The sequence below is a fragment of the Paraflavitalea sp. CAU 1676 genome, from assembly GCF_029223285.1.
GTDB lineage: Bacteria > Bacteroidota > Bacteroidia > Chitinophagales > Chitinophagaceae > Paraflavitalea.
The window spans coordinates 522,776-537,180 of sequence record NZ_JARHUJ010000001.1; the positions used below are offsets into that span (position 1 = coordinate 522,776).

Annotated in this window: 11 protein-coding genes; 4 read left to right on the forward strand and 7 right to left on the reverse strand. The window is 48.9% G+C overall.

Features of this window, described 5'->3' with window-relative positions; all coding sequences use genetic code 11:
- Positions 1-130 precede the first annotated feature (130 nt).
- The 4 genes from P2H89_RS02190 to gldN all read left to right on the forward strand — a co-directional run bounded on the left by P2H89_RS02190 (position 131) and on the right by gldN (position 5,052).
- Complete coding sequence (locus tag P2H89_RS02190) at positions 131-1,405, forward strand: SUMF1/EgtB/PvdO family nonheme iron enzyme (protein ID WP_275824849.1); 1,275 nt, start codon at positions 131-133, stop codon at positions 1,403-1,405.
- A 143-nt stretch (positions 1,406-1,548) separates the two neighbouring features.
- On the forward strand, positions 1,549-2,319 hold the full coding sequence (gene gldL, locus P2H89_RS02195; RefSeq protein WP_275824850.1) for a gliding motility protein GldL: 771 nt from the start codon (positions 1,549-1,551) through the stop codon (positions 2,317-2,319).
- Between the two features lie 82 nt (positions 2,320-2,401).
- Positions 2,402-3,985, forward strand: a complete 1,584-nt coding sequence (gene gldM, locus P2H89_RS02200) for a gliding motility protein GldM (protein WP_275824851.1) — start codon at positions 2,402-2,404, stop codon at positions 3,983-3,985.
- Positions 3,986-4,008: 23 nt separating this feature from the next.
- Positions 4,009-5,052, forward strand: coding sequence for a gliding motility protein GldN (gene gldN / locus P2H89_RS02205; protein WP_275824852.1), 1,044 nt, complete (start codon positions 4,009-4,011; stop codon positions 5,050-5,052).
- 326 nt (positions 5,053-5,378) lie between these two features.
- Here the strand turns inward: gldN and P2H89_RS02210 are convergent, their stop codons facing one another.
- The 7 genes from P2H89_RS02210 to P2H89_RS02240 form a co-directional block, all read right to left on the reverse strand.
- Positions 5,379-6,116 carry an MBL fold metallo-hydrolase gene (locus P2H89_RS02210; protein WP_275824853.1) on the reverse strand — a complete coding sequence of 246 codons (738 nt, stop codon included), beginning with the start codon at positions 6,114-6,116 and terminating at the stop codon, positions 5,379-5,381.
- A 119-nt stretch (positions 6,117-6,235) separates the two neighbouring features.
- The gene (gene mrdA / locus P2H89_RS02215) at positions 6,236-8,221 is read right to left on the reverse strand and encodes a penicillin-binding protein 2 (protein ID WP_275824854.1); all 1,986 of its coding nucleotides are present in this window, start codon (positions 8,219-8,221) and stop codon (positions 6,236-6,238) included.
- Positions 8,222-8,227: 6 nt separating this feature from the next.
- The gene (gene rodA, locus P2H89_RS02220) at positions 8,228-9,565 is read right to left on the reverse strand and encodes a rod shape-determining protein RodA (protein ID WP_275824855.1); all 1,338 of its coding nucleotides are present in this window, start codon (positions 9,563-9,565) and stop codon (positions 8,228-8,230) included.
- A gap of 4 nt (positions 9,566-9,569) precedes the next feature.
- On the reverse strand, positions 9,570-11,648 hold the full coding sequence (gene mrdA / locus P2H89_RS02225) for a penicillin-binding protein 2 (protein WP_275824856.1): 2,079 nt from the start codon (positions 11,646-11,648) through the stop codon (positions 9,570-9,572).
- A gap of 72 nt (positions 11,649-11,720) precedes the next feature.
- Positions 11,721-12,254 (reverse strand): rod shape-determining protein MreD, encoded by a 534-nt coding sequence (gene mreD, locus P2H89_RS02230; RefSeq protein WP_275824857.1) that lies wholly within the window; start codon positions 12,252-12,254, stop codon positions 11,721-11,723.
- Complete coding sequence (gene mreC, locus P2H89_RS02235) at positions 12,247-13,098, reverse strand: rod shape-determining protein MreC (RefSeq protein WP_275824858.1); 852 nt, start codon at positions 13,096-13,098, stop codon at positions 12,247-12,249. The genes mreD and mreC overlap by 8 nt, the downstream gene beginning before the upstream one ends.
- A 79-nt stretch (positions 13,099-13,177) precedes the next feature.
- A complete protein-coding gene (locus tag P2H89_RS02240; RefSeq protein ID WP_119053129.1) occupies positions 13,178-14,203 on the reverse strand; it encodes a rod shape-determining protein in 1,026 nt (341 codons plus the stop codon).
- Between the last annotated feature and the right edge of the window lie 202 nt (positions 14,204-14,405).

The following is a 14,405-nucleotide window of genomic DNA, read 5'->3' on the forward strand; positions in this document are numbered from 1 at the left end:
ATAATCTGGTTTCAGACGTCGTTTATTCCTATGCTGGAGTTCTGTATTGCAGTTCTAAAAAATAAATTCTAAACTTGTGATGAAGTCGGTAAAACATTATTTTTGCCCAATACCCTTTAATATGATGAAAATGAAAAACCTATCCGCCTTAACAGCAGTGGTGGCAATGGTTTCCTTTGCCACTGGTTGTAAGCTCGGAGGCAAGTCTAAAGGTTTGCCGAATGATGGCCAGCTCTATGGAGTATCGCCGGCAAGCAAGTACAACCTGACCAAGCCGCCGGGGATGGTGTATATCCCACCTGGAACTTTCCACATGGGCCCCAGCGACGAAGACGTAAACTACGCCTACACTGCAAAGAACAAACAGATCTCCATCAACGGCTTCTGGATGGATGCTACTGAAATTACCAACAATGAATACCGCCAGTTTGTGCAATGGGTCCGTGACTCCATTGGCGCTGTGAGGTTGCAATATGGTAAAGAAGTAGATGGCGTTTTCCTGATCGATTGGAAAAAAGCCAAGACCATCAAGTGGAACGACAAGGCCACCGTTGAGAAGATCGATCAGATGATCCTGACGCCTGAGAACCGGGTGTTCGGTAAAAAAGACCTGGATCCTTCCAAACTGATCTATCACTCCGAAATATTCGACCTGAAGGAGGCTGCTCGTCGGGAGAATGCGAATATTCCACGCTCTAAGTTCATTATCAAGAAAGATGAGCGCATCTATCCCGATACCCTTATCTGGATCCGCGATTTCAGCTATTCTTACAATGAGCCGATGACAAAGCGTTATTTCTCTCACCCTGCCTTCGGCAATTATCCTGTAGTGGGTGTTAGCTGGAAGCAGGCTACTGCCTTCTGCGAGTGGAGAACGCAATACCTCAATTCATTTCTGGAGAGCAAGAAAAGGCCTACCGAGTCTGATTTCCGCCTGCCTACAGAGGCCGAGTGGGAATACGCAGCCCGTGGTGGTCGCTCTCAATCGATGTTCCCCTGGGGTAACTATTACCTGAGAAACAAGAAAGGATGTCTGCTGGCCAACTTTAAACCTGGTCGCGGTAACTATCCCGAAGATGGTGGTTTCTACACCGTACGTGCCGATGCTTACTGGCCCAACGACTTTGGTCTGTATTGCATGGCGGGTAACGTAGCCGAGTGGACCTCCTCCATGTATTACGAAGGTGCTTACAACTTCCAACACGATATGAACCCCGACATTCGTTTCAATGCGAATGACGCCGATCCTCCCCGTATGAAACGCAAAGTGATTCGTGGCGGTAGCTGGAAAGATGTGGGTTATTACCTGCAAACCAGCACCCGTAACTACGAATACATGGACACTGCTAAGTCTTACATCGGCTTCCGTTGTGTAATTGACTTACCTCCTATGCAGAAAAAATAATCTTCTGCTTACGGGTACTTTACTGGCTGCTTAACACGTTAATTGATGCTGGTGCTCAGCACCGAATCAAGATTGTATAGTATTGTTTTTCCAATTTTAACCCTATAAAAATCCGTTTTCTAACCATTTAAACAATTTAAATTATGGCTGGAGTTTCTAAATCAACCGAAAGAGTGGTGAATGTAGTAGTTTGTATGGGCGCTGCTATCGTAATCTTTGGTGCCTGGCAAAAAATTACTCACCAGGCGCTTGCTGACTTCTTCTTAACAGCCGGCCTTATAACTGAAGCTGTTATCTTCATCGTGTATGCGATCTTACCTCCTCCGGGATCAGAAATGCATGCATTGGCTGAAGCATTACCAAAACTGGCTGGCGGTGCTGGCTCCGCAGGAAACCCGGCTCTCGACAAGATGGATAAAATGCTCCAGGAAGCAGACATTACTCCTGCTAACCTGAGCAAGCTGAGCGATGGCTTTAAAAAACTCGGAACTTCTGTTGATAAGATCGCCGAAGTATCTGATGTGGTAAAAGCTACCAGCGATTATTCCAAGAAAACTTCAGAAGCTGCTGCAGCACTGGAATCAATGAAGAATGCCTATCAGGGAGCTACTGCTACCATTACGCACTTTAACCACGCTGCCGACAGCACTAAACAATTCCATGAGCAGGTTCAGGTGCTGACCAAGAACTTAGGTTCTTTGAATGCCATCTATGAACTGGAACTGCAGGACACCAACAATCACCTGAAAGCGATGAACACCTTCTACAGCAACCTGGCTGAGGCTTCTCAGACCATGAAGGGTAGCGTAGATGATGCCAAGAAAGCACATGAGCAAATTGCCAAACTGTCGGGCAACCTGAGTAGCCTGAACACGATCTACGGCAACATGCTGAATGCAATGCAAGGCCGCTAATTAAATGGTGATCCAAAGTCCCGTATCCGTGAATCTAAGAAGCTCCGTAAATCGAATTGTTTAAACTGAAAAACCTAAATCTATGGGTTTACCCAAAGAGCCCCGACAGAAGATGATCAACATGATGTACCTGGTGCTAACAGCGCTCCTGGCACTCAACGTATCATCTGAAATCCTCAATGCATTTAAAGTTGTAAATGTCAGCATTGATAACTCCATTGCTGTAATCAACGATAAGAATAAAGTAACCTACGAATCTTTCGACGCTAAGAAGAAGGATCCCCAAACAGCCGCCAAAGCAGCTATCTGGGCTCCTAAAGCCGAAGAAGTAAAGAAGATTACTGCCGATCTGTTCAACTACATCGAAGGTCTGAAGCTGGATGTGAAGAAGAAGTCCAAGCTCGAGATCAAGGATGGTGTTGAGCACTATTCGGAAGATAACCTGGATGCGCCTACTGCCCTGATGGACAAGGAAGGCAAAGGAAAGGAACTCTACGACAAGCTGACCGCCTACAAAAAGAATGTGATCGGCGTGTTGAAGCCCGAAGAATTTGCTGACAATCCAGCCATGCAGGCTCAGTTGAAAAAGGATATCGATGGATTCAACAAGACTATCCCCATCAACATGAATGTGCCTAAGAGCCAGAGCGGTAAAGAGTATAGCAATGATGCGAAAGGTTGGACTACCAACTACTTCCACATGACGCCTACTGTAGCAGCTTTGACCATCCTGGGTAAATTCCAGAATGATATCAAGAGCACAGAAGCCCAAATGGTAGATTACCTGCACAACCAGATCGGATCGGTTAAGATCGTATTCGACCAGTTCCAGGCTATCGCGCAAGCTAATACCAGCTATGCAATGCCCGGCGACGCGATCGAGATCACCGCTGGTGTAGGTGCCTTCAGTGCCGCAGCGAAGCCTAAGATCTTTATCAACGGCGCAGCTCAAACACTGGATGCCGATGGTACTGCTAAATTCAAGACTACCGCCAGCGGAACCGGTGACCATGCTGTAGACGTGCGCATCGAATACGCCAAGCCCGACGGCTCTATCGCTACCGTAAATAAGAAAGTTAACTATACAGTAGGTATCCCTTCAGGCGCCTCAGTGTTCCTCGAAAAGATGAACGTGCTGTATGTTGGAGTTGACAACCCGCTCACCATCTCCGGTGGTAGCGTAGGTAGCGAGAAAGTAAAGGTTAGCTTCTCCGGTGGCGCGCCTGTTACCCGTAAAAGCGGCGATAGCTACTCCATCAAGCCAACTGCTCCCGGTATGGCCAAGATCAATGTGGTTGCTGATGGTAAGCCATTCGAGTTCCCGATGCGGGTTAAATTCCTGCCTCCTCCCACAGCATTCGTAGGAACCAAGAAATCTGGCTCTATCTCTTCTGCCGAGCTGAAAGCTATCGGTGCAGTGATCGCCAAGCTTGATTCCGACTTCGAAGCACCCTACAAAGTAGTTAGCTACAAAGTAGGTGCGGTTGGAGGTCCTATCCAGATCTACGCCGAAGCTGTTAACAGCGGCAACCGTTGGTCTGGTCCTGCAGAATCACTGATCAGCCGAACTGGTCCTGGTACCCGCTTATTCTTTGATGCGATCCAGGTAGTAGGTCCCGACGGAAGACAACAGGAGATTCCAAGCATGGTGTTCCAGCTTAAATAATAACTTATTAAATATCAGGGATAATGAAGAACCGTATTATCAAAATGTGTTTGCTGCTCACAGTGATGGCATTCGCTACGGCCGAAGCCGATGCGCAGGCTAAGAAACCCAGCAGGACCACTAAAAAGCGGACAACCACTGCAAAAAAAGGTGCAACCACCAACAGGAATGCGACTGCCAACAATGCAGCCATAACTCCCCCGGTGGACACCGTAAAACCTGCGCCCGTCGTTCCGATGGCGGATATTAAACTACCAACGATCAAAAGATCATTGCGTAATGACAATGCCATCGAAAGGCAACTGGTAAAAGACCGTTTTCCCCTTGCCTACGAGCACATTCGCGAAGATGATGCGGCCTTCATGCAGCGTGTATGGAGAGAGATCGACGTGCACGAAAAGATAAACCTTCCATTTGTGTACAAAGCAGATGGCGACCAGGGCAACCAGCGGTTTATCAATATCTTGCTGAGCGCTATCAAAAATGACAGCATTACAGCATTTTCTGCCGACGATGACCGTTTTACCACGCCGATGACCTATGCCCAGATCTCTGAAAATCTGGTTGCTAAGCCAAAGTCTATCCAGGTTCCTGATCTGGCGCAAGACCCCGATGGGTCCAAAGGCATCATGCGCGATACCGTGATCATCGACGAATTCAATCCTGATAAAGTTGAAAGATACTGGATCAAGGAAGACTGGGTGTTCGACAAGGAATCCTCCAGGATGCACGTTCGTATCCTTGGTATTGCGCCCCTGAAAACGATCACCAACGAAGACGGTTCATTCCGTGACGTTTCTCCGGTTTTCTGGGTGTATTACCCCGATCTGCGGCCCATTTTTGCCAAACACGAAGTGTACAATGGTAAGAACTACGGTGCCCGCATGAGCTGGGAAGAATTGTTCGAAAGCCGCATGTTCGCCAGCCGGATCATCAAATCAACTATCAGTAATCCCAACGATGAATTCATTAAATCATACATTAAAGATCCCATCCTGGCCTTGTTAGAAGGCGAGAATGTACGCGAAAAGATCTTTAATTATGAGCAGGATCTCTGGTCCTATTAAGATTATCGATAATGTTTAACAAAGGCACCGTAGTTTTACGGTGCCTTTTGTTTTTTATTTCAGGAACTACGTAACCCGTTAAAAATGAGGATAATCCTAGTCAATAAAGAGGAAGATTTTTTTTTAAAATACCCAGTATCAGGTATTGTTTTGTGGGTTTGATTCACTATTTTTACAATGGTTTTTCATAGGATATTGGATTTTAAAAACGGGGCTGGATTTCTATCCGGGCCCCTTTTTTATTATATCCATTTATCATGTATCCTGCGGGGTTTTACGTTGTACTATTGCGGAATTCACGATGAGTATATTTGTAGATCATCACGCTAAAAGTTCCACACAGGATTCTTAACATCATGATAGAATAAGAAAGTCCACTTCTCTTCTTCACCTTGTTTCCACCATTGCTGACGCAACTCCATACACTTTTTACCATCGTAATCGTATTTGGCCACAAAACGGCTGCGCATTTGTTGTAGTTGTGGCGCATCGTCACCGCCAAAAAAGACCCTTTCTCCTCCATCCACAATCCAGTAAACCTGGTGCCAGGGACTATGCGCAGCGGTGACCTCATATTTGATGTAGCCGTCAATGACCCCATTTCCATCAAGCCAGGTAACCTGTGGTGAGTTGCGCAATGGTTCGAGTTCTTCGGGTATATAGGAGGGAAAGCCTTTCTCGAAGGCAAATTCAAACTCTTTGCGTTGTACGTAATAGGTGGCACGGGGAAAACTCAGACCAGTATTTCCGCCCGCAGCATGGCTAACACCGCCTGCATGGTCCTTGTGCAGATGGGTCATCAGCACTTTGGTCACATCCGAAGGGTTGATGCCATGGTTACTGAGGTTTTCATGCAATTGCAGTCTGCCCGAAGGTGTCGTAAAACCCAGTCCGGTATCCAGCAACAAAACATCTTCGGAGGTGATCACTACAAAAGGTTGTACTTCTACCAGCAAACTACCGGTAGGGCGCTCCTGCAACTCGTCGGTGGAGGTATCAAAGGGTACAAAAAGTTTCGTCTTGTCGATCGTGAAAGTGCCTTCGCTGAGGGGAATAATTTTCATCCGTAGATTTTTACTGTTAAGGGACCAATAGGAACGCCCATTAACAGGCCCCGCTTGTTATATGTTGACAAGGCGTTCAGGGTGCAAATTTGCGGGTTATTTTTCGATCTGCATGGCATTTAACGCCTGTGGGCAAAGAGATATCGTCGGATATAGCTGCTGTCTTTGGTAAATTTAAACCATTGAAAGGCTCTTACTGAATCTTCCTTATATTGTAACCTGGGCAGGTAGGAGGGCATAAGGTCCAATCCGGCGATACGGTCTGCTTCTTTTATCCGGTCGGTACGCAGTGTGTCGTTGATGTATTTTTCAACCATCAGGGAAGCGATCGGGGCAGCAGCGGTGGCGCCTGTACCGCCATTTTCGATCACTACGGCTATTGCAATGACCGGGTTTTCGCGGGGGGCAAAACATACGAACATAGAGTTATCCTTCAACTCGATCACCTTGCCATCCAGCACCGTCTTATTTTGCGCGGTTCCGGTTTTTGCGCAAATATTAATACCGGGGATCTTCGCAACCCGCGCTGTACCCTGATCCACTACATCCTGCATACCACTGATCACTACCTCATACAGGTCGTCTGAAATATGGGTCAGCACTTCATGCCTGAAAAGGTATTTATTCTGCAGGGCTGTATCCTGACTGTGATTACCCGCAATTGATTTAACGAAGTGGGGTATGTAGTAATAGCCTTTGTTGGCTACGATGCAAATGGCATTGGCCATTTGGATGGGCGTAACCGTCATTTTATCCTGCCCTATACCAAGGCCGCCACCGGTCATGGTGCAGGAATTCCAGGAGCCGCGGTATTCCTTGTCGTATTGGCTGGTGTCGGGAATATTGCCGGCATTCTCACTGGGCAGGTCTACACCAATGCGATGCCCTAGTCCAAATGCGGTCATGTACTCTTTCCATTGTGTGAGCCCCTTGCGTGGATTGCGGTATGTAGGATTGTCGATCGTTCGCTTTAATATGTCTGAAAAGAAAGAATTGCACGACCAGGCAATGGCCTGCCGCAGATTGGTGGCATGCCCTGCCCATTTTTCCATACATTTTACCGGTCTGTTACAACCGAAATAGGCACCGTGGCAATCGTAGCCGCTGGCGGGCGTGATGAGGCCTTCTTCCAGCGCCACCAGTGCGCCAAGCGGCTTGTAGGTGGAGCCGGCGGGATATTGCCCCCTGATACCCCGGTTATATAACGGGCGGGCAACATCCAATGCGAGATGGCCATAGTTCTGCTGTTTGTCGGGCCCCGTTAGGTTGTTGGGATCATAGCTGGGGCCTGAAGTCATCGCGAGTATGCCTCCGGTTTTGGGATCAAGGGCAACAATGGCGCCTACTTTATGAGCGATCAGTTTCTCGGCCAGCTGCTGCAGCTCAATATCGAGATAGGTGTGCAGATTGCGGCCTGCCACAGCAGCGGTATCAAGGCGCCCTTGTTCATAGCTGCCGACAAGCCGGTTGCGGTTGTCTTTGATCATGTACTGTACGCCGCGCTGTCCCATGAGCACTTGTTCGTAATAAGATTCAAGGCCGGTGATACCTGTGTAATCGCCCATGTGGTAGTATCCTTTGGAACGTCGGATGACAGTTGAGTCGGCTTCGCCGATATAGCCCAGAATATGGGCGGCTGCATGGTAGGGATATACGCGTACGGGACGCTCTACGAGCGCAAAGCCGGGAAATTTCCAGATGCTTTCCTCGAGCTGCGCATGTAACTCAGGCGTCAACAGATCTTCGAAGATGGATGGACGATAGGGACCATTCTTAAAGCGGGCTTCCAGCATCCGCTTTTTGTATTCGGCGGTATCGATACCGAGTATTGCACAAAGCCCGGCAGTATCCGTTTGCCTCGCTTCACTGGGCGTTACCACGAGGTCGTACATAATAGTGTTGTTGAGAATGGCCCGTCCCTTCCGGTCGAAGATGATGCCCCGGTCCGGATAACGTACTTTGGGAAATACGGCATTGTCCATGGCAAGTTGCTCGTACTTGCCCGAGAAGACCTGGAGATACAGCAGTTGGATAAGGATCACCAGGAAAATGCCGCCGAAAATGATTTTTACTACTGTACTACGCGATTGGTTGAAAAGGGCCATAAATCATTATCTCAACACCATTTGCCTGTCAGCATCCAACCGGATCAGGATGAACAGCATGGTTGAAAAGGTCAGCAGGGAAGTACCGCCATAGCTGATAAAAGGTAACGGAATACCAATTACCGGCGCCAAACCGATGGTCATACACACATTAATGGCGATATGAAAAAAGAAAACAGAAGCGACGCCATAGGCGTAACAGCGGCTAAAGGCGCTTCGTTGCCGCTCTGCAATATTCACGATCCTCAATAATAAAAACAGGTAGATGCCCAGTACAAGGGCGCAGCCCAGAAAACCGAATCCTTCTCCAATGGTACAAAAGATAAAATCGGTACGCTGCTCCGGCACAAAGTCGAAGCGGGTTTGGGTGCCCTTGAGTAAACCCTTTCCGCCGAAGCCTCCACTACCTATAGCGATCTTACTTTGACGTACGTTGTAGTCTGTATCCTTTTTGGTGGTACTCGCTGGTTCTTCCCCTTCCACCGTATTGAGTTTGGCGTAGGGGTTTTCTTTACCAATGAGCGAGAATATCCGTTCTACCTGGTGCTTCTGGAGCACTTTGGTGAACAGGAATGGCACCACGAATACGATGGTAATGATGCTTAACCCCCAGATGCCGATGATGGAAAGCATCAACCTCCTTTTCCGCTTGATCTGCTTTCTCATGAAGTAGATCATGGTAACAGCGATGGCAGAAAGCACAATGGCGAGGATGATCTTATCAACCAGCAGGGTAGCTACCACCAGCACGCCAATGGAGAAACCGGCAATGAGGTAACCCGCCGGGAAGCCTTCCCGGAACATTACTAGGAAGAAGGCAAAGAACACGAGGGCAAGCCCCGTTTCCTTCTGCGCGATCGTGATGGCGGCTGGCGCCAGGATGATCGCCGAAGCAATGAGGTGCGAGCGTGGTGTGGTAAAATCGGTCTCAACCCTGGAAAGGTATTTGGCAAGCGCCAGGTTCACGAACACCTTACACAGCTCGGCTGGTTGCAGGTTGAAAGGACCCAGCCTGATGATCGATTCGGTACCTTTTACCTCAGTATGAAAAGGAAATACGAGTAATAACAGAAATATCCCTGCCGCATACCAGATATTGGCGGTGGCGGTAAAGAACTTGCTATCCGTAAGCAATATGAATAGACCGAGGGTGATGGACGCGATAAAGAAATAGAACTGTTTGCTGTAATCGGTCTTGAAACCAAGAAAGCTTTGGATCACATTGTCGCCTTCGCGAAAGGTAACCGAAAATATACTCAGCAGGCCGATAGCCACCAGTGCCAGATAGAGCCAGATCAGTACCCAGTCTACACCTTTAGATATTGCAGGATTTCGTTGGCTCATAGGGTTAGGCAAGGTTATTTTTTGTGAACAATCTCGGGTCCGGTGTTACGGGAACTACCATGCCAAGCGAATGTTTGGGGGCTTTTTCTCTTGAACGGGGGAAAGGTGGCTTCGAGCGTTCGCGCATGAATTTGCGCAGCGCCGAACTATCCTTATACCGTTGCAGCCAGTTGGCGGCGCGGGCAGAGTCTTCGATGTACTGCAGGTAAGGTATGTAGGATGGCAACAGGCTCGAATGAGCGATCCTGTCCACTTCTTTCAGCCTTTCTGCGGGCAAACTGTCTTTCAGGTACCTTTCCATCATTAAGCCGGCTATTGGGGCGGCCCAGGTATTACCAAAACCACTGTTCTCTACGATCACTGCCAGCGCGATCTTGGGATCTTCGCGGGGGGCAAAGCATACAAACACCGAGTTGTCATCGAGTTTGATACGCCGGCCCTGGATGATGCGGAATTTTTCGGCAGTTCCCGTTTTTCCGCACACATTGATACCGGGGATCTTGGCCCTGGACGAAGTGCCGTCGATCACCTGTTGCATACCAGCGTGTACAGCTTCATAAGCGTCATCCGATATCTTGGTCAGTACTTCGTGCTTCTGCTTGAATTTATTCAGGAGGGTGTCGTTGGCCGATTGTCCATCGATGCCCTGTACAAAATGCGGGGTAAAATAAAAGCCCTTGTTGGCTACAATGCACATGGCATTGGCCAGTTGCAGGGGGGTGGCATTCATCATATCCTGGCCAATACCCAACGTGAGGTTGGTACAGGAGTTCCAGGAGCCGCGATACACTGTGTTGTATCGGCTGGTGTCGGGCACCAGGCCAGGCAGTTCGCTGGTCAGGTCTACCCCGGTACGTTGACCCAGTCCGAAAGCGTTGAGATAATCGCGCCATTTTTCATAGCCTTTTTTGACTCCCCGGTACTCGGGGTTGTCGACAGAGTTGCGGTACACCTGTACAAAATACGAGTTGCAGGAGTTGGCGATGGCCAGGCGCAAGTTGGCCGCGTGGCCGGGATTGCTGTGGGTACAGGCCGGCTTGCCGTGGCCGCAGCCGAAATAACGGCCGCCACAGGGGTAGCCGTAGGAAGGGGTGATGACGCCTTCATCGAGCGCAATGAGCGCGCCCAATGGTTTGAAGGTTGAGCCGGGCTCATAGTTACCCTGGATGGCCCTGTTGAGCAGGGGGCCTGCTACATCCAGTGCCAGCTGTCCATAGTTCTTTTGTTTGTTAGGGCCCGTCAGGCTGTTCGGGTCGTAATTGGGGCCCGATGCCATGGCGAGGATACCGCCCGTTTTTGGGTCGATGGCCACCACGGCGCCCACTTTATTGGTAATGAGTTTTTCGGCCAGTTGCTGCAGGTCCATATCGATGGAGGTGCGCAGGTTACGACCGGCAATCGCTGCCGTATCGAAGCGGCCATTTTCGTAGCTGCCTACCAGGCGGTTACGGTTGTCCTTGATCATGTATTGCACCCCGCGTGTACCCATCAGGATCGACTCGTAATACGATTCCAGTCCGCTGCGGCCTACGTAATCGCCCATGCGATAAAAGCCTTTCGACCTTTTGATAATTCCTGAGTCGGCTTCACCGATGTAACCGAGAATGTGGGCGGCCGCATTGAAGGGATAAACCCGTACGGGGCGCTCTACCAGCGCAAAGCCGGGAAATTTCCAGATGTTCTCGTCGAGGCGTGCATGCAGTTCGGGTGTCAACAGATCTTCGAATATGGAGGGACGGTAAGGGCCGTTCTTGAAGCGGGCTTCCAGCATCCGCTTTTTGTATTCGGCGGTATCGATGCCCAGGATATCACAAAGGCTGAAGGTGTCGGTATGTTTGGACTCGGAGGGGGTTACCACCAGGTCGTACATGATCGTATTGTTGAGGATCGCGCGGTTCTTGCGGTCGAAAATGATCCCACGGTCTGGATATTTCACTTTCGGGAACACGGCATTGTCCATGGCCAGCTGTTCATATTTGCCGGAGAACACTTGTAGATTCAGCAGCTGCACTATTATAATGAGGAATATGCCGAGGAAAATGAGCCGGATAATAGTACTGCGGGATTGATTAAATAGCGCCATAGGACAGTGTACAAAAATCTTAGATCAATGTACAAAATTAAAGGGTGAGTATTTTATTAAATTATTGGCGACCTATGCCGTATTGGTCCGGAATTTCTCCTTCCGGTAAAACAGCAATTCAGTTACCAGGATTAACAACAAACTGATACCCGTTGTTGCCAGCACTTTGCCCAGGAAAAACCAGAATGAGCCAACATCCAGCCACTCCAGTAAAACCAGGTAAGTATTGTGCAGTAAAGTTAAGATAAGGATATAAGTAGCATAGGGGGCCAGGCCCATACTGGTGATGGAGGGCGACTTATAGTTCTGCTCGGCGCCTTCCTGTGGTATCAGGATATTGATGAGGAAGGGACGCAGGTAGGCAATGAGGGTACAGGCGGCGGCATGCAGGCCGGGAGATACGGTAAAGAAGTCGAGGGAAAGACCAAAAAGGAAGCCAACCAGCGTTAAGGTACCCCTGGGCGTGCGGAAGGGGAGCCACAGGATGTACAGGAAATAGATATAAGGAACGATAAAACGGTGCAGCGGCGGTATCTGCAATAGTACAAACACCTGGATGAAGATGAATAAAATGAATCGGATGGTATTTTTAACTAGATCACTCATTGGTTTTAATCGAATCCTCCAGTTTTTTTTGCTCTTCTTTGAAAAGATTCTCTACTACGGTAGCGTGTTCGAGATTATAGAAATCAGTAGCTGTTTTGATCTTCAGCGTGTAGAAATTGCTGGATTTGTCGTCGACCACCTCTGCTACGGAGCCAACCATGATACCGAGCGGGTACCGGGTGGAGTATTGTGAGGTAATGATGGTATCACCCTTGTTTACCTGCATACTCTTGGGCAGGTTGACCATTGTCAGGAAGTTGGGGTTCTTGCCGTCCCAGAAAACCTGTCCGGTTTCACCGCTTTTCTTCAGCTTGGCACTAAGGCGGCTTTGGCTGTTGAGCAGGCTCATGGCAATAGCCATGTTATCGCTCACCGTAATGATGGTTCCTGCTACGCCGGTGGGGCTGATGACGCCCATGTCTTTACGGACGCCCTGTTTGGCGCCGCGATTAACAGTAAAGTAGTTATTCTGGAAGTTGATGGAGTTATTGATGACCTTGGCCGACATGAACCACCATTTGCGGTAGTGCCCCAGGGTATCGTAGGCGAGGGTATCCTGGAAAAAGCGGCGGCTGGTATCGGGCATGTCGAAGTTCTGGCGCAGCTGATTGCGTAACTGCTCATTCTCTATAACCAGGGCTTCGTTGGCTTTTTTAAGCTTGAAGTAGTATTCGATGTTATTGTATCGCGCATTGACCTTGCCGGTAACCTCGCTGGCCACGCCCAGGAATGCCGCTTCGTGGAACCGGTTGAAATTGAACAGAATGTACAGCGCCACCAGTTGCATCACCACGAAGAACAGGAAGTTGAAGTACCTTCTGATGAAAAGAAAAATATTGCGCACGCGCGGTCAGTTTTTAATATTCAGTTCCACAATTCAAAAAGCGTACCTGTGTGAGGTACGCCGGGTGAATCATTTTAGTTTATCGCATCACGAAGGGATAGTGCTCGTAATTCTTAAGGGCCAGTCCCGTACCCCTTACTACGCTCTTCAGCGGGTCGTCGGCTACGTGCACCGGCAGCTTGATCTTTTGGCTGAGGCGTTTATCGAGACCGCGGAGCAAGGCTCCACCACCTGTAAGGTAAAGGCCACGACGGTAAATATCGGCTGCCAGTTCTGGCGGGGTCATTTCAAGGGCTTTCAGAATAGCTTCTTCGATCTTGAAGATACTCTTATCGAGGGCTTCGGCGATCTCCTGATAGCTCACCATGATCTGCTTGGGGATACCGGTTACCAGGTCACGACCGTTTACCGGGATATCATCCGGTGGGTTGTCGAGATCTTTCATGGCGGCGCCGATGTTGATCTTGATTTGCTCGGCTGTACGTTCACCGATCAGCAGGCTATGGTAACGGCGGAGGGCTTCCATGATATCGGCAGTGAATTCATCACCGGCGATACGGATACTTTGGTCACAAACGATACCGGCCAGGGCAATCACCGTAATACCGGTGGTACCACCGCCAATGTCGATGATCATGTTACCAACAGGCTCTTCAACGTCGATGCCGATACCGAGAGCCGCTGCCATCGGCTCGTGCAACAGGTATACTTCTTTGGCACCTGCCTGCTCGGCACTGTCGCGAACGGCACGCTTTTCTACTTCCGTAATGCTGGAAGGAATACAGATCATCATTCTCCAGCTTGGTGGGAACAATGGTTTTTTGGGGTAGATCATTTTGATCATCTCCCGTATCATCAATTCGGCGGCGTTAAAGTCGGCGATTACTCCGTCCTTCAATGGGCGAACCGTGCGGATGCTTTCATGCGTCTTTTCGTGCATCATCAAAGCGCGCTTTCCTACGGCCAGGACGGTTTTGGGATTATTGCGATCCAGGGCAACGATGCTCGGTTCATTTACTACAACTTCGTCGTTATGGATAATGAGGGTATTGGCTGTACCCAGGTCAATGGCAATCTCCTGGGTAAAAAAGTTGAATAAGCCCATTTTAAAAGGTCAGATTTTTGGATATGAATATAATGCCTGCAAAATTGATGCAAATAATCCGAATTAACAAAGCGTAACCCTTACCAGAACAGTATTTTTTCAACATCTGTGAATTCTGTCGCAGCTTTCTTTCTACTACTATGGCTGTGATCGATCTTTCTTGAATTGCGGTTGCCTACTTCAGCACTAACGCCCGATGTAA